A 20,269-nucleotide genomic window follows, 5' to 3' on the forward strand; every position below is an offset into this window, starting at 1 on the left:
GAGCCTCATGACCGACATCCGCGAGACCCTCAGAGCGCAGCCGCTTCGCATCGGCATTTCCACCCGCGCCCTCTTCAATCTCGAGGAGGAGCACGCGGTCTTCCAGAGTCAAGGCGTCGAGGCCTATGCGGCGCTGCAGCTGGAGCGAGAGGACACGCTCATCGGCAAGGGTCCGGGATTCGAGGTCGTGGAGCGGCTTCTGCGGCTGAACGAGCCCGATCAAAAGCCCTACGTCGAGGTGTTCCTGCTCTCGAGGAATTCACCAGACCTCTCCCTTCGTGCGTTCAACTCCATCGACCACTACAAGCTGGGAATCAAAGCCGGCAGCTTCACCAGCGGCCGCTCTCTCGGCCCCTTCATCTCCGCCTGGGAGCTCGACCTTTTCCTGTCCAACGAGATCGCCGACGTGCAGGCGGCAATCGAGGCGGGAGCTGCCGCGGCGAAGCTGGGCACGGCTCCGGAAGCCCGCCAAGAGGATCCCAGCGACGAAGTCCGCATCGCTTTCGACGGGGACGCCGTCGTGTTCAGCGCGGAGTCAGACGAACTCTTCAAGAACCAGGGGCTGCAGGCCTTCCTGGCCCACGAACGGGAGAACGCGAAGACGCCGATGGCCGGCGGACCCTTCGGCAAGTTCCTGCGCAAACTCTCGATCCTGCGGAAGATCTTCCTGAACGAGCAAGGCGTCAGCAGGGTTCGGATCGCCATCGTCACGGCGCGCAACGCGCCCGCCCATGCCCGCGTGGTGCACACCCTGCGTGACTGGGGGACGCCGGCCGACGAAGCGCATTTCGTGGGCGTCCGCTCCAAGGGTCCGATCCTGAAGGCCCTGGGCGCGCACATCTTTTTCGACGACCAGATAAAGCATGTGCTCGGCGCAGCCGGAGTGGTGCCGGCCGGCCACGTCCCCGGCCCGCACGATCCCGACGAGCCGATTATCCCGGCGGGGCTCTAACTGCGACCACCGCCGGGCTTGACTCCACGAGCGTCGCTGCCGCCAATTCACCGATCAAGGTCGTGGGGTTGCGTCATGGAGCAGGAGTTTTACCAAGGTCTCGCCCATCGGGTTCGCGTTATCGCCGAGCGGGCCGACCCTTTCACTCGGCGTCGCCTGCTGGATCTAGCCAAGCGGTACGATGCCAAGGGCGGCACATCGCGATCGGCGCCAACCGAGCGGCCCCTGCCCTTGCCCTTGTCGCGCACGACACCGCCGACGTCGATCTTCACCGGGCCCGGCGAGTCGTGACGTTTCGCCTGGCCGTGTACGATAGAACATTGATCGTGGCCAACGACGCTCGCGTCAGGAGCGCTTCCGGCGGCTACCCTTGGCGTAGTGGTCGAAAACGCGCTTGACGTGCTCGTCGACGAAGGTGCGCTCGTCATCCCACTCGAGACCAAGTTCTTCGGCCAAGGTCAAAAAGCCGGGGCCGGGCACGGTGTGACCCGCGGTCTTTCTGTGCACGATGGCGGACAGCAAAATGCCGTCCTTCTCGAAGCTGATTTCCGACACCCGCCCAAGCACCCTACCGACCTTGGTGCGGTCAGCCGGCACCGTCCTCGACAGCCCCAGCGCCTGCATCACCTGTTCGTAGAAAAGGATGACCTGGGCGACAGCGGCCTCCTCCAGGTACTTTCGCGCGACCTGGACCTGATGTTCGAACGCTTCGGCAAGGTCGATCAGCCCCTGAAGCTTGATGCATCGGGTGCTGTTGATCTTGATCACCTCAAGCTGCTCGGTGGCGATCATCCGCTCGATGGCGGCGCGGGTCACGCCGCGGTAATCGGCTGCCATCTGCACGGAGACCACCGCCAGCTGTGAATTCCGGCGGAAGGCATCGATGTAATCTTCGACACTCTTGAACTCGAGCACGACACATCCCGTTATGTTACGAATTCGGTACTTAACGGATTAGTTAGCTTGCGGCAAGCCCAGAGTATCCATTAGGGCTCCAAATCACGTCGACCGCTTCCGAAGCTGGCTGACGGTCTAGTCGAAGAGCTCCGCCGGCGTGGTGAATGTCGGCGGCATCTCCGTCGGAAAAAAGAGAGCCTTGAACAGATGGGCGACCACCTCCAGAGCGACGCTGTCCACCGCCGGCTCGAAATAGGACGACACGTGCATCACCCTCGAGTAGGCTGCAGGGTGCTTGGCGTCGCCGGCGACGGGCGCGAACAGGAGCAGCCAGGCCAGCGCAACCCCGACGGCCAGGATCCTGAACTCGCGCTGTCGGTCGTCCGGCACCTTCGCGAACACCCAGGCGGCCGCGAATTCGTCGGCTTCCTCTTCGTCCTTCAGGCTCCTTGAGCTCTCCACCTCATGTTGCCGATGCACATCGACCTCATGGAGCAGGATCCAGGCGACCGCGCCGAGGATGACGTTGTTGATCTCCTGGATTACTTCATGGCTGGAGTTGACATCCGGAGGCATCAAATCGTCCGGCCATGGAATGTCGACCTGCCGCAGCTTGTTCGCGTAGACGAGATACCCGCGCAGTTTCTGCATCTCCCTCCCGATGTTGACAGGGCCTTCGACGACGCCGCGGTTGGCCTTGACGACGTCGAGCAAAAAGACGCCGAACACGGCCATGCACCACACCATCGCCAATCCGGAATACGAGACGGCGATGCTCCGGTTTTCGGGGTTCGCCAGGAACGGCTGAACGCCGCCGGGCGGGGCGCCTTTCTTGGCGATCAAATCCCATAGAGCGCCTCCGAAGACGCTGGTCGCCAGTTCGTCCGCGCGCTCCGGAGCGATGTACGACGGGTTGCTTCCAAGCAGCTGGAAGTAAGGCTCCATAAGCACCGCAGTGTCGTTCGCCGGGAGCGGTTCGTAGGGTTAGGTCATTTCAGTTCGCCTTTCGGGTTTCGGTTGTCGATCTTCTTACTTATAGAACTTCGAAACTTGACCTCGCCGGACAACCTAACGGCATTCTATTTGGCGACGTTTGTTGACGGCCTGGGCAGTCTGCTGCCCTCATCGAGCATCGTCTTAAGCGTTGGGACCGCAGCAACTCCGGTGGACCGCCCCTCTGATCGGGCTACCCATCGCACCACTACGTCCCCCGCTTCTACCTTCGGGGCTTCTCAGGGGAGAAGGGGAAGCTGTTCGCAGTGAACCGTCCGACCGGGCATTCCTTCCGCCCGCCCCCAGAAGGTGTGGCGGCGGAGAATTATTTCAATCGCATCGATCTGGAAGGTATGGACAAGAACGAGCTCGAAAAGGCGCTCGCCGAATTCGAAGCGGAAATGGCACCGGCTCTTGAACGAGTGAAAGAAGCAAAGTCGCTCGCTGGAGAAGAGGACCGTGCGCACATCATGAATTTTATGGCTGCCCTTGCGCTACGCAACCCCTCCACACGAGACGCGCTCAGCCAAATCCACGATCAGTTGGCTCGGCTTCATTTCGCAGAGGAATTCAGAACCCAAGCCGCGGTCGATCAGGCTGTTGCCGCCGGCATGCTCGCGACCGGCACGACGGTCGCGGAGGTCCAGAAAGTCTTGGCGGACGAACGCTTCCCGATGCCGAAACCGCTGCTCATGGCACTCGAAATCGACATGCACGACCCTCTCACCGAGAAGCTTTGGCATCGGAAGTGGCAAATCATCGAGGCGCAGGAAGGGACGTTTGTCACGACGGATGACCCGATTTGCCTGCGATGGAAAGACGGGAAGGGTCCTGGAGGGCTGTCGCCGGGATTTGGCCTCAAGGAAACCGAAGTAATATTCGCGCTCTCGCCCACTCTTTGCCTCCGTGGATCGTTCGAAGGGGAAGAGAACGTGATCGAAGCCGACGCCAAAGCAGTCGGTGAGATCAACAGCTTTATCATCAGCAACGCGCGAAATCAGGTCTACGCGCGTGACCACGAGTTCAAATTCAAGAACGAGGCAGGGGAGCTGCGGAGCGGCGCCACACTTGCGCAGGATAAGTGATTCCTGGATGCCGGTAAAAAGCCTGAAGACGCGATAGTCGTGGCGCTGAAACCTAAATAGACGACAATGCCGGCCCGCCCTTTTGCCAACACCAGCTGCGAAAAATCCGCGCCCAATTTGGTAGTCATCTAAGCGGCTTGCGAGATCGAGTCGTTCTAAAAACGAAAAACGGCAAATCGAGTCGTTCTAATAGTCAGGATCGAGTCGCTCTAAAAATGCTGGATCGTGTGATATCAACGGGATAGCCGAGTCGTTCTAATAGTGGCCCCACAACATTATCACGGCTATAGGCAAAGGAACGGTTGTCGCGAAACGATGGACGTCGACGCGAGAAACCCGCAGAGCTGCTCCCTACCGCCTGCTCCGTGACGCCTTCTTTCGCTTGCCCGCTTCCAGCGGCTTGACGAATATTTCGAAGCGATGACTGACGATCTCAAAGCCGTGAGCGCGCGCAATCTCTTCCTGTAGGCGCTCGATCTCATCGGAACGGAATTCGATGACATCACCGGTCTCGATATTGATCAGGTGATCATGATGCTCCCGGCCTGCCGTTTCGTATCTTGCCCGGCCATCGCCGAAAGCATGGCTTTCCAGAATCCCCGACTCCTGGAGCAGTCGCACGGTGCGATAAACGGTCGCAATGGCGATGCTCGGATCGATCGACATCGCGCGCCTGTGCACTTCGATCGCATCCGGGTGATCGGATGCCGTGGCCAGCACATCGAGAATGACGCGGCGCGGCCCGGTCAGCCGCAAACCCTTCTCGCGGCACAGCCGCTCAAACTCTTCATTCAGCCTTGATTGCATCAGCGCCCTATCGGGTGGCGCGGGTCACAGCTTACCTGCGATCAGCACGTGACCTCCCTACTCGTTTCCTGCAGTTCCCGCTATAAGCCCGCGTCCAAGGCCCTTCTGCCTTTGCGACTTAGTTGCAATAGTTTGACTTCCGGAAGCAGGCATGCAATTCCCTTATTGCAAATAACTCGCAATAAGGGGCAGCTGGCATGCGGTTGTATCGATGGGCTGTGGGGGTGAGTGCGCTCGCCTTGTCGACGGGTGCGCATGCCCAGACGGTCCAACTCGAGGAGATCGTGGTCACATCGCCCAGCCCGATCGCACAATCGGGCCAGACGACCGGCGAGAACGTCCCTTGGTGGGCCACCTCTCAGTCGATACCGGTGGCGCCGTCATTCAGTTCGGTGTCGGTGGTCACCCCTCAGCAGGCCTTGAGCCGCGGGGCAGCGTCTCTTGGCGACACCCTGAGTACGACACCCGGCGTTTCATCGACATCGTTCTCCCCGGTCGCAAGTCGTCCGGTGATCCGCGGTCTCGGCGGCTTCCGCGTCCGCACGCAGGAAGATGGCATCGGCTCCGGCGACATGGCGAACCTGGGCGAAGACCATGCGGTGACGATCGATCCGCTCATGAGCGGCCAAGTCGAGGTCATTCGCGGACCCGGTACGCTGCGCTATGGCTCGCAGGCCATCGGTGGTGTCGTGAGCGCCAATAACGGGCGAATTCCGACCTTTGTGCCGGCAAACGGTATCGCTTTTCAGGCGCGTGGCGGCCTGAACAGCGTCAGCAACGGCAAGGACGGAGCCGTCCTGCTCGACGCGGGCGGCGGAAATTTTGCGCTCCACCTCGATGCATTCAAACGAAGCGCCGGCGACTACCGCATTCCGGGCGGAGTCCAGGAGAACTCGAGCTACTCTTCCCAGGGGCAAAGCCTCGGCGGCTCCTACATTTTCAACGATGGCTTTGTCGGACTGTCCTACCAGAGCATGGCGATGACCTATTTCATTCCGGGCATCGAGTCGGCCCGGGTGAAGAACCATATCGACCTCCGCCAATCCAAGTGGAGCAGCCGCGGCGAGTGGCGGCTTCGCGAAGGGGGAATCGACACGATCAAGTACTGGCTCGGCTATACCGCCTACAAGCATCTGGAAATCGACGGCGTTGGCGCAGCAGCCGAGGTTGGTTCGACGTTCAGGAACCGGGAATTCGAATCACGTGCGGAAATCTCGCATCTGCCCGTCAACACCGCACTAGGCGAGCTCAGAGGCGCCGTCGGCTTGCAATGGGGCCGGCGCGATCTGTCGGTCGGAGGCGCGGACGAACAGCTCCTCGCCCCCGCCCGCGCACAGAACGTCGCGGCCTTCGTGTTCGAGGAACTGCAGGTCACATCCGCGCTCCGCGCCCAAGGCGCCGTCCGCGCCGAGCGCACGGACATCAACGGCACCGGCGCGCGCTTCCCGGCCTCGTTTCTTCCGCCGCCCAACGATCCGACGACGTTCCCGGTCAGCCGCGATTTCGCGCCGGTCAGCGCCAGCGCCGGACTGTTGTACGACCTCCCCTACGAGATGGTCGCGCGGGTCACGGCACAGCATGTCGAGCGTGCGCCGGATCCGATCGAATTGTTCTACAAGGGACCGCACGACACGCCGCGGACGTTCGAGATCGGCGACCCCACCATGACGCTCGAGAAAGCCAATTCTCTCGAGCTCGGGCTGAAGCGCGGCCGTGGCGATACAAGGTTCGATGCGTCGATCTTCTACACGAAGTTCGACAACTTCATCTTCAAGAATTTCACCGGCGTCAGGTGCGGTGACGACTTCGCCTCCTGCGGCACTCCCGGCGCGACGTTCGACCAGATCATCTACTCGCAGCGCGACGCCAAGTTCGTGGGCGGCGAGCTTCAGGTCGAGCATGACGTTGCCAAGGTCTGGAACGGCGTATGGGGCGTCGAGGCACAGTACGACTTCGTCCGCGCCACGTTCACGGATGGCAGCTTCGTTCCCAAGATTCCGCCTCACCGGCTGGGCGGCGGAATCTTCTATCGGGATCCGAACTGGATCGCGCGGGTCAATCTGCTGCATGCCTTCGCGCAACACAATCTCGGAGCGTTCGAGACGCCGACTGCTGGATATAATCTTCTCAACGCCGAGCTGAGCTACACGACCACAGTGCCGACGGGATCCCTGCCCATGGAGGTGAGCCTGGGCCTGAAAGGCGAGAACCTGCTGAATGACGATATCCGCTTCCACCAATCCTACAAGAAGGACGAGGTTCTGCAACCGGGACGCAATATCCGGGTGTTCTCCTCCGTGAAATTCTGAGCGGCTCGGATCCGGTCGCCAAGTGATCGAAAGAACGGCGAGCGATGTCCGGCAGCCATTGCAACTGCGGACATCGCTCGCGCGATGAGGAAGGACTTAGGTTATGTTGAGTGACGCTGCGGCCACGCTACCTCACGACTTGTCGCCGTGGGGAATGTTCATGCAGGCCGACATCGTCGTGAAAGCGGTGATGATCGGGCTGGCCTTCGCCTCGCTGGTGACCTGGACGATCTGGCTTGCCAAGGGCCTGGAATTGATGGCCGCCCGGCGGCGGGCACGCAGTTGCGTGCGCAAACTTGTCCGCGCCGGCAACCTGGAAGCGGCGCGCGAGGAGATCGAAGCCGGCTGGACCGGCAAGGGCGACGTCGCCGACCTGATGGAAGCCGCCGAGCGCGAATGCCGTCGCTCGCCGAATCTGTCGGCCGACGGCATCAAGGAACGGCTTGCGATTGCGCTGTCGCGCATCGAGGCCAGGGCCGGCCGCGACATCGCCCGCGGCACCGGATTGCTGGCGACGATCGGAGCGACTGCCCCGTTCGTCGGCCTGTTCGGCACCGTGTGGGGCATCATGAACTCGTTCATCGGCATCTCGCAGTCCAAGACCACCAACCTTGCGGTGGTCGCGCCGGGCATTGCCGAAGCGCTGCTGGCGACCGCACTCGGCCTGGTGGCAGCCATTCCGGCCGTCATTATCTACAACGTGTTCGCTCGCGCGCTCGCAAGCTACCGGGCGCTGTTGTCCGATGCTTCCGGCGAGATCATTCAGCACGTCTCGCGCGATCTGGAGCGGCAGGACCGCGGGTTGCTCTCATCAGTGGTGGCGCTGGAGCGCGGCCGCGCCGCTGCGGAGTGAGCTGCCATGGCCGTATCACTCAAGGACCCGCAGGACGGCGGCATCGATGAACTGAGCGAGATCAACGTTACGCCGTTCATCGACGTGATGCTGGTGCTGCTCATCATCTTCATGGTGGCTGCACCGCTGTCGACGGTCGATGTCGCGGTCGATCTGCCGGTGTCCAATGCGCAGCCCCAACCGCGCCCGGACAAGCCGCTGTTCCTCACCGTCAAGCAGGATCTGAGCCTGGCGCTCGGCAACGAGGATGTGCCGCGCAGCGTCTTGCAGGCAATTCTGGATCAACAGACCGGCCATGACCGCGAGCAGCGCGTGTTCCTGCGTGCCGATGGCGTCGTCGCCTATCGCGAACTGATGAACGTGATGAATCTGCTGCGGCAGGCGGGTTACCTCAAGATCGCGCTGGTCGGCCTCGAAGATACCGGGCAGGCGACGATCCCGGTCTCGGGCGCCGCGACGCAGCCATGACGGCGATCGACTGGCGCGACCCTGACGGCAGAATCGGCGGCGAGGCGACGCTGCCCTCGGCGTTGCGCTGGACGGCGGCCGGCCTCGCCGTGGTCGCGCTGCATGCGGGAGGCGTGTGGCTCAGCATTAACCGGCCGGCGCCGCAGGCCATGCCGGGTGGGCCGCCGGACGCCATCATGATCGAGCTCGCACCACTCACCGCCGCGCCGGAGCCGACGGCGGCCGACGTCGCTCCCGGACCGCAGGTGACGGAAACCCCACCCGATCCAACTCCTGCCCCGCAGGAGAAGCCGCCGGAAGAATCGAAAGAGACGTCCCAACCGATCGAACCGCCCGCCGCCCGCAATCCCGAGGTCGACATTCCCAAGCTGCCCGAGACGGAGCGTGCGGATGCTGTGCTGACACCGCCGAAACCACCTGAACCACAGCCCAAGAGGCCAGCGCCGAAACGGGCCGCTCCACAGACGAGTGCGCCCAGCGTCAGGACGCAACAGCGCGCGGACAGCTTCGCCGCACCGGCGCCAAGCGCAGCGCGCGCCCCGGCTGCATCTGCCGCAAGCTGGCAAAGCGCCCTTGCCGCGCATCTCAATCGACACAAGCGCTACCCCCCGGGCGCCGGCCAAGGGGTTGCGTCGGTCATATTCACGATCGACCGGGGCGGCCGTGTCGTGTCGGCGCGTCTGGCGCGCTCCTCAGGTGACAGCGCTCTCGACAGCGAGGCTGTCGCCCTCGCGCGACGCGCAAGTCCGGTGCCGACGCCTCCTGCCGGTCACGGCGGAGACACGCTGACGATTTCCGTCCCGATCAGGTTTGATCGTAGCTAACCGAACGGTATGGACGGAATTGCGGTGACAGTGCTGGACTGCATCGTAGTGACGAACCGCGCACCGTTGCTGGCCGCGCTTGCCGCAGCCGCCTCGCGGCGGAGCCTGTAGCTCAATGGTTAGAGCCGGCCGCTCATAACGGTCTGGTTGCAGGTTCGAGTCCTGCCGGGCCCACCACGCTTCGCCCTCCTCCTTCGATAGTAGTAGTAGTTAGTAGTAGTAGTGTATGCGGACAGTTTGAAAACGACTCGATTTCCGCTTCAAGAACGACTCGATTTCATTTTGTGAACGACCCGATCTCAGATCCTCCTGGCGCAACTGACGAATTTCGTCTCTATTTTCTGTCGATTTTAGGATTTGAGAAAACCGAGGGGGGTCTCGATGGCCGGTGCGAAGGAACCCGAACCGGATTCGGCCTTTCTTGGTTAGGCGCAGGCTGAGAGATCGGGCCAATTCGTGGGCCGTGTCGACAGGCCAGGGATGAAGTTCTCAGGCGTGTGGCGGAGCGTGCCGCTGAATGCGATCAAAAGCGCTTGCGTCGTGCTGTGCGCGAGTACGGAAGCGAGCGCGCCAAGAAGTTCTTCGGACGTGCACTGAGGGCGGGCGAAATTGCATGCCGCGTGATTTCCTCCACAATCACCCGCAGTTTGCGGATCTGATCCGGATTGTGGCGGATGAGAAGGGCATTGATCCGGCCCTGGCCGAAAAAGACTACTGGATCATGCACTGCCTCTATGGCCTTCAGCAGCTGAGCTATACTTTCCAACTAAAGGCGGCACATCGCTGTCCAAGGGTGACAAGATCATTGGCCGGTTTTCGGAGGACATCGATATTCTGATCGAGCCGCCGCCCGGCCGAGACGTAAAGACCGGCAAGAACCAGAACAAACCCGCCCATATCCAGTCGCGCAAAGACTTCTAGCCCAGACGATCAAGATCGACGGCATTAGCAGTGTCGAGCGCGATAGCGAGTTTGACGATGTGCCCAACTACAGAAGCGGTGGGATCAAGCTGAATTACAAGACGGTGGTCGAAGCTATGGAAGGCTTGCGCGACGGCGTCCTGCTGAGGCGGGCTTCGATACCGTGGCCCCGAACGCACCGAAGGACATCAGCTCCTGGGTGTATGATCATGCTGCAGCACACAAAGTGGACGTGATCGACAATCGCGCCAAGGCGGTGCCTTGCTATGATCCCCGCTACACCTTCGTTGAAAAGCTCCAGACCGAAATTCCGTAAGCAGCAGGCCGACGGCAGCGATTCGGTCGAATTCATGCGGCACTATTACGATGTTTATGAACTACTCAAGCAGCCTGACGTTCAGAACTTCATCGGCACCGACGCTTACAAGGCCCACAACAAGCGCGCGCATCGTCGAAGACGGGCAAGAAGCATGCCGGGCAAAGCACGGGCGGCTGACGTTTGGTGCTTGCCTGCTTGCCAAGCGCCGAGCCGTTGAAAATCCGCTTTCGAGGTCAACGAATGATTTCCCTTCGGCCCGAAACGGAGAAGCAGTGGCTATGGCGCCGGCACGCGTACCGGTATAAAGGCCGATCAGCGTGAACTGTGCGACGTGTCTCAACGGTCGCTCATCCGACAAGCTTGAATGGCGATCATATACCGTCGTGTAGGTCCTCTGCCGAATGCCAGTCCGCGCCGTGGAGGTGGATCACTCGCGATGTGACCGATGGATGAAGGCGCGCTCGACGCAATAGCCGGCCGCGAATGAGACTACTAGCGCAAGGGCACAGGCGATGTAGCTGTTAAAGTCCCACACAATGCTGACGCTGGCGCTTGCAATAAAAGTGACAGCAATAACCGTGTTGCGAAATGCGTTGACCATGCTGCTCCCCCAGCCAGTTGCTGCGGAACAACTTAGCATTGCGTCCATGACAATTAGCGGCGAAAATGGCCGATCACTCGCCGTTTTTTTGCTCATCGAGTCGGCACTTTCTTGCCGCTAACTTTGCCGCGGGGCCACTCGTCGATTTCAGTCTCGCCCCACCCAATTCGGTTTCCCCTCGCGCAACACGATGGGATTCTATCTTCCAGCCGCTTATCTAATAGATTGGGGCGGCCGCCTGTTGAAACAGCATCAACGCTCCGGATGGGAACGTGGTTGTTCATCACATTCCCCTTGGACGCTGGAAATGCCAGCTGCAAGACAAGGCCATGGTCATCGCGAACTTCAACTGCCATTCAGTGATGCGGGCCTGCTTCTAGCCCATTCGTGCGCTATCTCGGAGAGCGCAGTTGTCGCCTCTTCGAGCGCAGTCTTGATATGGGCAGCTCCACACCTTCATCGTCGCGGATGAATTGGCCGCCGTCGCGGATATCAGAATAATACCTTTTCGTGGTCAATCAAACAGCTCTTGTGGCTCCAGAAGATCTGCTGTCATCGAGGTGCCGCCCCTAGCTCAAATCGAAATAGCGATAGTGCTCTCGTCGTGTCCGAAGCAGCCCAGGCACTTCTTGGCGGCAGTGCTGTGTCCACCACGAGTATTCCAGGATCCGCTTGTTGCCTCGGTCGGCAGGCAGAACTCTGCGGCTTCCCTGACTTCTGCTACCGCGCTCTAAATCAAGGCAAATGCGAGCAAGCTAGAGCAGAGAAGCGCGATACCGACAACGGTAAGGGCCAAGAGGCTACCCGAAACAAGGTCGTGATCGCGCATGGAGCCGTCCTCGACTGCGCCAAAGAAGCGAATACAGCCGCCGCTGCTTTCCCGCCCGATCAGCATTTTTGTTCAAATCCGATGCAAAATTCCTTCCTTTCTCGGTTGAGGATGCGTGTTTTCGTCGTTATCAGGGCGAGTTTGCTGTTTTGCGGCAGCACTACCAGCATAATGCATTACCGGCCTATGCGAACCGAAGGTGTTCGCGCCTCACGAGCCGCGGGTTCGCAGTTATCGATTCGCGGCCCATGTGAAAGCATCGGAGCGAGACGTTTCATAGTTGCTACATGGCTTTCGGATTGATTTCGTCAAATGCGCGGCTTTTTCATTCTTCTTGTGACCTTTGCGATCATGGTGTCCGCACGCGGTCAGCTCCATACTGACTTCGTGCCGCGACCGACTGCGCCCATGCCACCGGTCAATGCACCATAGCTCAACGACGTTTGGAGCCGCAGCAATTTAAGTGGGCTTCCAAACCCGAGGGAACATAGCCACCCTCACACAATACTTTCGATCTTCACCGCAGCATGCGTCGCGAGCACTCGGCCCGCCCTCGGGTCGGTTAGCCAAGTCTTTTACGAATGCAGAACTGCCGCAGCGGCACCTAAGCCCTACGTCGAACCATTTAGCTCCTAAGCTCCTGTTAAGCTCAACCTTCCGAAATGGCTGCCGTCTATGGCAGTTGCAACTCGTTCGAAACCGGCCTGCTTGCGGGAGCCCCGGCCTCATCGCGGCGGTGATCGCGGGAACGGGAGCAAGATGAAGCAAGCGAGAGCTGAGACTCTGGTAACTCTCCCAAGTTCGATTTTCTGACGCCATATCGCCCCATCGACAGGATTACCAAGTGTACCGAGTGCATGGAGCCCGGTCGGTTGGCTGGACGGCGGCTTCTAAATCTGCCCACAACGCTGAGTTTTCAGGGAATGAGCTCTTGTAAGCGGTCTGACCTAAGATTGCGTGGAGCGCCTTCTTCTCCGAGACGGTCAACTCTGAGATTCGGAATGTTCACCTGACGTCGGCATCATTCCGGTCGCTTACCGCCACATGCTCGGCGCGTGGCGAAGCGCATCGAGGCCAATCTGCTCGAGACGCTCGCGCGTCCTCTCACCTTTGCTGGCGGCTTCCAGAAGCTTCGAGGCGACATGTGCCCGCACGCCACCATCACTCCCAGGCACGTTTACACAGACGGCTTTTAGGATCTCCCGCAGAAGTGCTGTTGTAGTGGCGTCCAACATCGGAGAATCCCCCAACTTGAAAGGCGATGATAGCACAGCGCGCTTTCTAGTTGAATTGATCGAGTAGCCGAAAATCCAATACCGCTTTGCTTCAATCGATCGTCTGCCTCAGCTCCCTGCTCCCTGTGCGCTCGCCTACCCTTTCCCGGTCTGCCCCTACCGCCTGCTGGGCCAATTCCGATGCTTCACTCTTGGATTGTAGTCTTGCAGCCCTAGCGAGACGGTCATCGCGCATGCGGCGCCCCTAAACGCCAAAATTCCTCGCTCGAGTGGAGATTTTCGGCGAATTCCACCTTCGCGATCGTGCGAAGTTGCGGCACATGTGCATCGAAGCGGCGACTACCGGGAGCGGAGCGACAGGATAGTGACCTACGCCCGGTACTCCGCAGCTCGCAGTCGGTCGGCCCAACAGCCTGGTCTCTGTCGAATGTTGAGCCCAAACAAAGTTGACGATCGAGCACCTTGGATACAATGGCGCCGAACTCGTCCGCCCTAACAACACCCCCCGCAAACAGACCTGCTGAGAATGGCGAGGAGGTCCGTCGCTTCACGCGCGAGATCCGGTTGATCAATGCGTGCCTGAATGATCTTCTTCATTGCGGCGCGCTGCTGCGCTTGGCATTACCGGGGCGCAAATGATGCTCTTGATGGTTGGCGGACCTGGACGAGGACGAGGGTATTCCGGTCAAAGTGCTTGCAAAGTTGATGAAGGTTGATCCATCTTTCGTCACCACGCAATCGAAGCTACTGGAGAGGAAGAGATTGCTGCATCATCAAGCCATGCAAGCGGGATGCCCGGGTCATGCATCTTTCATTGGCAGACAACGCCAGCAAACGTCTCGCGATTATCGCCGCGAAGCAGGAAAAGCTCGATCGGTTCGTTTTTGGAGACCTTGCTGTTCAGGAGGTGGGCAAGCTGGGCAACAGACTTAGCGCGATCAGGCACCGGCTGCAGAACGCTTGCCTGGCAGACCAACAAGAATCCTGAGGTGTAATCCGACAATCTTCTGAATGCGCGGCGTATCCTTTGTGTGATCTCGACTCCTGATGTTTTGATGAGTCACTCGGGCGTAAGCCCCTTGTTAGAGAGGGACGGATGAAAAGGAATCAAGAGGGAGAGTCAATTGGATCGTCTGAGCGGTCACATCCTAAACTACCGGAAAGATCCAAAACCAAGAAACTGACCGCGACCATGAAAAGGCGAGCCCTGAAGGTTAGAAAGTCCGAGCACCGTGCTCCTCCATCCTCCTGAAGGCTATTGCTCCGCAATTCTCTTAATCTAATCGGGTGTCTCGACTTCGCTGCCAAGACCCTGTTGCCAGTTCGAGAGGGGCTCTGTCCCCCCTTATTAACGGTCCGCGGATGGCAGGTCCGCCATGCCACGCGCGTGCGATCGTGCCATAGAAGATCGTTCTCCGGCTTCTTGCAACCCGCATGGTGGCTTCGTGTATAGGAACGACACAACAGAGGCAGCCGCGGCGCTTAAGGCCCCTCGCCGGCGAACTCCATTCCATGGAATGTAGCAGCGGTGGCAGCGGTAGCGGCCCTAGTTGTCGGCCCCGTTCAAACCAGCCTTGCAAGCCTCACCAGGACAAATTGGGCGCAGGCGAACCCGCCCCTGCAACAGCTGTGTCCGGAGTGTGGCGGCGCAGCACATCTCGTCGCCTACGCTCTAATCGCGAAGGGGTCGGAGGTTTTGCCGGGGAACTAGTTACCTGGTGTAGTGGCAATTTAAGGCGCGGACCGATTTCAGCAAAGCCGGCCTTCAAATACAACGCTGAATTCGGGCTGCGACTCCACACCGGTTGCCTGGGAGCCCCGACTTCAAGTTGCCCCCAGCCCTTTTCGGTACCGAGGGCCACGGCCGCCTCGATGAGGCTCATCGCTACCCCAGACGAGCGGTGATCCGGTACGACATAGAGTTCAGTGATGATTCCGTAGGAGCCGCGCGCGAAAAGCGAGATACTTTCCGCCACCATGATAATGCCTACAGCGCGCTCTTCGACAAAACCGAGAAATCCATGAATGCGCTCTTTCACAAGCAGGTCGGCCACCAGCCGAGCATCCAGTTCAGCCTGCACGTGGCGAGCGCCGAGTTCTGTAAGTAGAGCTCCAACCATCCGGGTCACGGTTCTGGCGTCATCGACAGACACTTCACGCGTGCTCACCATGTCACAAGCTCCTTCAACCAGAACACGTCCCGCACCACCAGCCTAGAGCAAAAGGTGCCGCCGCATACGTGCTCGTGCAGATATGCCCCCATATCGACATTCAGATGACGCCCTGTTCACAACATTTGGAGGCAATAGGCGTTGATGTCGCTAACCGCTGTAAGGACAACGAAACGCTTGAAAGTGAACGCGACGCCTTCTCATTCTCCGAACGTTTGACCCGAATTGATGCACGTGACAACACGAACCATTGTTTGCCCGCGCCTACCCTCTACACGGATTCGTCAACGACCTCATTCCAGTTCATCAGCGCTCCTCTCAGGAGAGCACTATTGACGAACGAACAGTCTCAGACAACGACGGACCAAGCCCAGTCGAAGACAAACTCTTTTTCGGCCTAACCGGAGAACTACCTTTCTAAGATTCACGACGCGCAGCTTTTTTTTGCAAGGCGAGCCAATTCGCCTTTCCGAGAGCGTTCTCGCCTCCATGACGATTTTCTCTCGATCCGTTTGTAACTCTAGATCGCTCTATAAACAATGTTGCGAAGCCCGCAGCGATCGCGGGGCGACAGGGATCCGCTGCACTGCTAAGTCTATCCGGAAGATCAAGTTCGCGTGAGGATTTAGGTGGCCAGCCCGAGTAGCGCGGCAATTATTGATGCAGGTTGACTGAGATGGCACTCTACCGTCGGTCTGCTGTAACGTCAGGTCGCGTCGATTTGTTAGACACCTGTGATCGCTACCGCGATCATGATGACGAAAGAGACTCGTCTCCCTTGGAGAAGCACGCTGCAACATTTTTCGCCGCGCAGCGCCGTTCCGGTTGGTTCCAGCCGAAAGGCGCTTACGTCACCGCGCGCAAGATGCGAGCTTGCGGTTTGTCTAATTATGCCGCTTGGACTCTCCTGAGGAAACCTCCAAGTTCGTGCTTCAGCCGAGAGCTTTCCTCAGACAGCAGTTCGGCAGACCTCAACACTTGCATCGAAGCCCCTCCTGTTGCCTTGGCGCGATGAGTAACTTCACCAGCGCTCGCCGCCACCTGAGTGGTCTTGCTCGCAGCTTCGTGTAAGTTGAGCGCGACATTCTTGCTGGTCTCTTTTTGCTCGCCGATGGCTTCGACAACAGTCATAGCGATGTCGGAAATGCGAGCAACGATGGCGCCGGCTTCGGCATTCGCGCCGACAGCTTCAGTTGTCGCAGCCTGAATGTCGTTGATTTGCTTGCCAATCTCAACGGTCGCTTGGGCGGTTTGCATCGCGAGGGATTTGACTTCCTCGGCGACAACTGCAAAGCCGCGGCCGAGATCGCCTGCGCGAGCAGCCTCGATTGTCGCATTCAACGCGAGCAAATTGGTCTGCCGCGCGATCGCCGCAATAAGTTGAACGACGCTGCCGATCCGCTCCGCCGCGGACGCCAAAGCAACCATGCGCTGATCGCTGAGCTCGGTCTTGCGGACCGCTTCGCGCGCCATTTCCGCTGCTTCCTCGACCTGCCAGCCTACATCAGCGATAGTTAGAGCCATTTCGCTTGTCGAGGTCGCTACGCGTTGAACGTTGGCGGACGCGTCGTCGGATGATGAGGCAACATCCATCGAGAGTTGGCGGCTCTCAACCGCAGAGGAGGTAAGGCTCCGGGCGGAGGCTTCCAGCTCCGTCGAGGCGGACGAAACGGCTTCGATCACCTGCCCTACGGCTGCTTCGAATTCGCCCGCAAGCCGAGCGATATCGGCCTTACGCAGGTCAGCAGCAGCCTGGTCCCGTTCGACCTTAGCATCGAGCTCCGCCTGCAGCTTTTCACGAGCTCTCAGCTTGAACATTTCTACCGCTTCAGCCATATCGCCGAGCTCATCCTTTCGACCGAGGCCCGGCAATACTACATCGAACCGCCCCTCACCTAGCTGGCGCATGGCCGCGGTCATCGAGGCGACGGTTTTGGCAATGCGCTGCCCGAAAAGCATACTGAACAGGCCCGCGAGCAGCGTTGCAAGTCCAATGAGCCAGACCAGCCTCTGCCGAATCTCTCCGGCTCGGATCTCCATAGCGTGCGCATGCGCGTCTGCCGCGGACACGACCTTTGCGATTGCCGGGCGAATGCGGCCGTGAATCTGTCGAAGATCATCCACCTGATCGCTTAGCGTCTGCTGCGTCACCATGAATGAAATAAAATTTGCCTTGTACGCCCGCATCAGCTCGAGAAGCTGGGATTTCTCCTCCGTAGGCAGGCTTGCCTGAGCAAGTTCGGTTTCGAACTCCATCCCCCTGGCGGAAAGCTGATCTGCGTATTTTTCCTCGCCCCGTAAGATAAAATCCTTCTCATGGCGGCGCATCATCAGCATCAAGATCGTGAGGCGCGGCTGCTTCACCTGTCTCAATCGCTCCTCGACCGCGTGCACGGCTATGCGCAACTTGCCCTGAAATCCCTCATTTTCATTGAAGCCTAGGTTGCGTTGTGCTGCAACGACGTTTCCAAAGCGGGTCGCATAGAGATTAATTACCGGCCGCAGGGAGGCGGCCTGCCGCAGCGGATCATCGCCGGGCAACTCCCCGATCAGTTTTTCGACCCGACTTAAATCGTCGAGCTGGCGATCAAGAAGATCCGCATGCGTCTTGATCGACATTTCAGTGGGCTTGCGGAGGAACTCGGTCGCGATTTGGCCAGACTCCAGAAAGCTTTGTGACAATGAAACGACACGGGCTTTCAATTCATTGCTCGCGCTCGCCTCTCGTTGAACGATACTCGCGTAGTGCAGAGCTGCGACGCAGATTACGCCGGTGACCAGCACACCAGAAATCCCGAGCACTGCCATCTGCTCGCGCAATCTGATTCGAAAGCCCCATCGGACGGACCAACGTTCGCGAGTGCCGGAGAATTTCTTGCTCACCATTTGTCCCTCGAAGTGACCGGATCTGTTTGAGCGGTGCTGACAATCGCAGGTCAGCAAGTCGCGCGACGTTGATCGGACTGGGTCAACCTGCTTCGTTCAATCAACAACGAGCGCTGGCTAATTTAGATTGATTTCCAAATCCTGAACTCGTGCGCAAAACGCCGCGCCCCGCGCCAGTGCACGACCTAACTGCTGTTGCGTCAGTTTGACGAACACAGAGCGTGGGCATGACGTGATCATTTTGAATTGAGCGTCTCACGGAATAGCTGCATCTGAACGCTCCAATTCGCATAAAACATGCGACGCATGCGCTAACTTTGGGCTCAATCAGCGCAAGAAACGGATATTTCAACATCCGGCTTGCGCGACTTGACCGTAGGCGCAAGCTTGGAGCTCCAGTGAGTGTGGGCACTCACTTTATGCTCTCTTCAGCCGCCCTTTGGGGCGTTTCCTCCCTGACTTGGCCGTGCGGAATTTTCGCACGGCCTTTTTTCGCAATCCGACGAAAGCAGATCGCTCACGTCAATCGCACAATTTTCGACCTAAGTTGTGGCCCTACGTTGGAGCCCATGGTTGTGCTGCAACCTCTGCGAAGCTGCGAAGGCGTTAGTCAGCCAGGCCGCCCCTGGGCTGGTGGCGAACGCACGCAACCATATCAGCGAGGCGATCGCGTGCAGGCTAGCGCCTCACGCGCCTGCGAAATGGCCGCTGCAGCGCAGGGCTGGAGAGCTGGTGAAGGTCAGGGCGTTGATCCGCTTCCCGGTAGACGGCAATGCCGTCGAGCTCCGCGGGATCTTGGGAAGCGAGGCTGTGAGGAACGACTTCGATCGCACCCCGTTCAAGCTCTAATGGATGTCCGGCCGCGATACAGCGTTTGTCGGAGGACTTCAATTCATTCCCAAGCTGCATGAGACTGTATTGAAACCGGACTTTTTGCAGCATTTCGCGCCTGCTGTGCTGCCGCAATGCAGCTGCGAATGTGCGCATTCGGAGCCGGTAGAAATGGCGAACCATATCCTTCTCCCTGCCCTTTCCAAACACACTATCCGACCTGCCAAGACCGGAGCGTAATGCTGCACACTAGTGCGCTCGCGGCACTGATTTGACGCAATCAACGACATATCGACGCTCAAATTCCGCGCTCGCGCGCCGGTTATCGTCCAATTTCCGCATCACGGCTTCTTCTGAGTGGGCTCTAGGACCTGATCTCCGGCATTGGCGGGGAGCCTTCCAGTTCGCAATGGTCTCGCGGAGCTCCTCGGGAAGCCGATAGCATCCCTGACTCCCAGGGAATGTGTGCCCTGACGGACATCTGACCGCCCAGCGTAGCAGCGCCTCCTGTAGAACCTCCCCATTCGCGTAGGCGCGACGAATTTTGGCCTTTTACCTTCGACCAGCCCTAAGACGTCGTGGAGTACGACCAGCTGGCCCGAGCAGCTTGGCCCGGCTGCAATCCAAATGGTGGGTATGGTCAGCGCATCGGTTTGCGCGTCCCGCGAGCTCGGCCGGAATGCCCTCGAGGCCCAAAGCGAAGCAGCCGGCCTCCTGAACGGTGAGCATCATCGAGCAGACGTAATGCTTCGGCTCTTGTCTTTCGCTGCACCTTGAAGCCGCCCATGGCATTGACGCTCTGAGGGGTAAAACCAAGATGCCTCATCACCGGGATGTCGCAATCCACCAAAACACGCATGATCCCCAGACGCTTGGCGCCGCCCTCGCGTTTCACGGCGCCGGCACCCCGCTGCAGGAAACCTCCCACATTGCGTATTGTCTCATCGAGACTGAGATGAAAGCTGAGAAACGGCATGTCGGCCACAACCAAGGCACGAGGCCTTGTGCGCGAGGCTGCTTCCAGGTGATGATTCATCATTTCCATGCTGACGGGAAGCTTATCGTCGGCGCCCAGGCAGACATTGCCAACACTATCACCGACGAGAATGATTTCGACCGCTGTGTCGGCGATGCGCGCCGTGACCGCATCGTAAGCTGTCGTCATCGCGATGGGACGTCACTCCGTTTTCCATTGCTGCAGGACTGGAATGGTGAAGCCTTGCAAAGGCGACTCTGAAGTGTGGCTCATGCGCGGAAGATCCTACGACACTGATCGTTGGACGGGACA

General features: G+C 59.4%; 15 protein-coding genes, 1 tRNA gene and 2 pseudogenes. 10 read left to right on the plus strand and 8 right to left on the minus strand.

The window, feature by feature from the left end:
* Positions 1–7: 7 nt before the first annotated feature.
* On the plus strand, positions 8–952 hold the full coding sequence (locus tag I6F17_RS09830; RefSeq protein ID WP_225125905.1) for a 5'-nucleotidase: 945 nt from the start codon (positions 8–10) through the stop codon (positions 950–952).
* A gap of 75 nt (positions 953–1,027) precedes the next feature.
* Positions 1,028–1,243: a hypothetical protein gene (locus tag I6F17_RS09835; protein ID WP_225125903.1), complete on the plus strand. Its 216-nt coding sequence runs from the start codon at positions 1,028–1,030 to the stop codon at positions 1,241–1,243.
* 54 nt (positions 1,244–1,297) lie between these two features.
* Here I6F17_RS09835 and I6F17_RS09840 read toward each other — a convergent pair whose 3' ends face one another.
* Complete coding sequence (locus I6F17_RS09840) at positions 1,298–1,867, minus strand: hypothetical protein (protein WP_225125901.1); 570 nt, start codon at positions 1,865–1,867, stop codon at positions 1,298–1,300.
* 117 nt (positions 1,868–1,984) lie between these two features.
* Positions 1,985–2,692, minus strand: a complete 708-nt coding sequence (locus I6F17_RS09845; protein WP_225125899.1) for a phage exclusion protein Lit family protein — start codon at positions 2,690–2,692, stop codon at positions 1,985–1,987.
* 365 nt (positions 2,693–3,057) lie between these two features.
* On the opposite strand from I6F17_RS09845, the pseudogene I6F17_RS09850 reads away from it, so the two are divergent.
* Positions 3,058–3,927: pseudogene (locus tag I6F17_RS09850) on the plus strand (DUF4238 domain-containing protein); the annotation flags it as partial.
* 351 nt (positions 3,928–4,278) lie between these two features.
* Here the strand turns inward: I6F17_RS09850 and I6F17_RS09855 are convergent.
* Positions 4,279–4,734, minus strand: a complete 456-nt coding sequence (locus tag I6F17_RS09855; protein ID WP_036015841.1) for a Fur family transcriptional regulator — start codon at positions 4,732–4,734, stop codon at positions 4,279–4,281.
* A gap of 224 nt (positions 4,735–4,958) precedes the next feature.
* Here I6F17_RS09855 and I6F17_RS09860 point away from each other — a divergent pair, with 224 nt between their 5' ends.
* The 6 genes from I6F17_RS09860 (at position 4,959) to I6F17_RS09890 (ending at position 10,109) form a co-directional block, all read left to right on the plus strand.
* Entirely contained in the window at positions 4,959–7,043 is a 2,085-nt protein-coding gene (locus I6F17_RS09860) for a TonB-dependent receptor (protein ID WP_225125897.1), read from the plus strand.
* Positions 7,044–7,146: 103 nt separating this feature from the next.
* The gene (exbB, locus tag I6F17_RS09865; protein WP_225125877.1) at positions 7,147–7,896 is read left to right on the plus strand and encodes a tonB-system energizer ExbB; all 750 of its coding nucleotides are present in this window, start codon (positions 7,147–7,149) and stop codon (positions 7,894–7,896) included.
* A 6-nt stretch (positions 7,897–7,902) separates the two neighbouring features.
* A complete protein-coding gene (gene exbD, locus I6F17_RS09870) occupies positions 7,903–8,364 on the plus strand; it encodes a TonB system transport protein ExbD (RefSeq protein ID WP_036015839.1) in 462 nt (153 codons plus the stop codon).
* On the plus strand, positions 8,361–9,188 hold the full coding sequence (locus I6F17_RS09875; RefSeq protein ID WP_225125875.1) for an energy transducer TonB: 828 nt from the start codon (positions 8,361–8,363) through the stop codon (positions 9,186–9,188). The genes exbD and I6F17_RS09875 overlap by 4 nt, the downstream gene beginning before the upstream one ends.
* A 101-nt stretch (positions 9,189–9,289) precedes the next feature.
* Positions 9,290–9,365 (plus strand) — tRNA-Ile (locus tag I6F17_RS09880).
* A gap of 549 nt (positions 9,366–9,914) precedes the next feature.
* Positions 9,915–10,109, plus strand: a complete 195-nt coding sequence (locus I6F17_RS09890; protein ID WP_249782455.1) for a nucleotidyl transferase AbiEii/AbiGii toxin family protein — start codon at positions 9,915–9,917, stop codon at positions 10,107–10,109.
* A 746-nt stretch (positions 10,110–10,855) separates the two neighbouring features.
* Here I6F17_RS09890 and I6F17_RS09900 read toward each other — a convergent pair.
* Complete coding sequence (locus I6F17_RS09900) at positions 10,856–11,125, minus strand: hypothetical protein (RefSeq protein WP_225125872.1); 270 nt, start codon at positions 11,123–11,125, stop codon at positions 10,856–10,858.
* A 2,770-nt stretch (positions 11,126–13,895) separates the two neighbouring features.
* Here I6F17_RS09900 and I6F17_RS09910 point away from each other — a divergent pair.
* Entirely contained in the window at positions 13,896–14,081 is a 186-nt protein-coding gene (locus tag I6F17_RS09910) for a hypothetical protein (protein WP_225125869.1), read from the plus strand.
* Positions 14,082–14,676: 595 nt separating this feature from the next.
* On the opposite strand, the gene I6F17_RS09915 is transcribed toward I6F17_RS09910, so the two are convergent.
* From I6F17_RS09915 to panB, 4 genes and pseudogenes are all read right to left on the minus strand, one after another.
* Entirely contained in the window at positions 14,677–15,264 is a 588-nt protein-coding gene (locus I6F17_RS09915) for a GNAT family N-acetyltransferase (protein WP_225125859.1), read from the minus strand.
* An 888-nt stretch (positions 15,265–16,152) separates the two neighbouring features.
* Positions 16,153–18,150: a methyl-accepting chemotaxis protein gene (locus I6F17_RS09920; protein ID WP_225125857.1), complete on the minus strand. Its 1,998-nt coding sequence runs from the start codon at positions 18,148–18,150 to the stop codon at positions 16,153–16,155.
* 678 nt (positions 18,151–18,828) lie between these two features.
* Positions 18,829–19,164 (minus strand): hypothetical protein, encoded by a 336-nt coding sequence (locus I6F17_RS09925; protein ID WP_157784119.1) that lies wholly within the window; start codon positions 19,162–19,164, stop codon positions 18,829–18,831.
* A gap of 234 nt (positions 19,165–19,398) precedes the next feature.
* Positions 19,399–20,230 (minus strand): annotated as a pseudogene (gene panB / locus I6F17_RS09930) (3-methyl-2-oxobutanoate hydroxymethyltransferase); the annotation flags it as partial.
* Positions 20,231–20,269: the final 39 nt, after the last annotated feature.

It is taken from the genome of Bradyrhizobium sp. NBAIM18, from assembly GCF_020193825.1.
In the GTDB taxonomy this organism is placed as follows: domain Bacteria; phylum Pseudomonadota; class Alphaproteobacteria; order Rhizobiales; family Xanthobacteraceae; genus Bradyrhizobium; species Bradyrhizobium yuanmingense.

Bases quoted from the DNA above. Each gene is read 5' to 3' on its own strand.
- I6F17_RS09830 (WP_225125905.1), top strand. From the start codon at position 8: ATGACCGACATCCGCGAGACCCTCAGAGCGCAGCCGCTTCGCATCGGC.
- I6F17_RS09900 (WP_225125872.1), bottom strand. From the start codon at position 11,125: ATGAGCAAAAAAACGGCGAGTGATCGGCCATTTTCGCCGCTAATTGTC.
- exbB (WP_225125877.1), top strand. From the start codon at position 7,147: ATGTTGAGTGACGCTGCGGCCACGCTACCTCACGACTTGTCGCCGTGG.
- exbD (WP_036015839.1), top strand. From the start codon at position 7,903: ATGGCCGTATCACTCAAGGACCCGCAGGACGGCGGCATCGATGAACTG.
- I6F17_RS09920 (WP_225125857.1), bottom strand. From the start codon at position 18,150: ATGGTGAGCAAGAAATTCTCCGGCACTCGCGAACGTTGGTCCGTCCGA.
- I6F17_RS09835 (WP_225125903.1), top strand. From the start codon at position 1,028: ATGGAGCAGGAGTTTTACCAAGGTCTCGCCCATCGGGTTCGCGTTATC.
- I6F17_RS09910 (WP_225125869.1), top strand. From the start codon at position 13,896: ATGCATCTTTCATTGGCAGACAACGCCAGCAAACGTCTCGCGATTATC.
- I6F17_RS09925 (WP_157784119.1), bottom strand. From the start codon at position 19,164: ATGGTTCGCCATTTCTACCGGCTCCGAATGCGCACATTCGCAGCTGCA.
- I6F17_RS09875 (WP_225125875.1), top strand. From the start codon at position 8,361: ATGACGGCGATCGACTGGCGCGACCCTGACGGCAGAATCGGCGGCGAG.
- I6F17_RS09855 (WP_036015841.1), bottom strand. From the start codon at position 4,734: ATGCAATCAAGGCTGAATGAAGAGTTTGAGCGGCTGTGCCGCGAGAAG.
- I6F17_RS09915 (WP_225125859.1), bottom strand. From the start codon at position 15,264: ATGGTGAGCACGCGTGAAGTGTCTGTCGATGACGCCAGAACCGTGACC.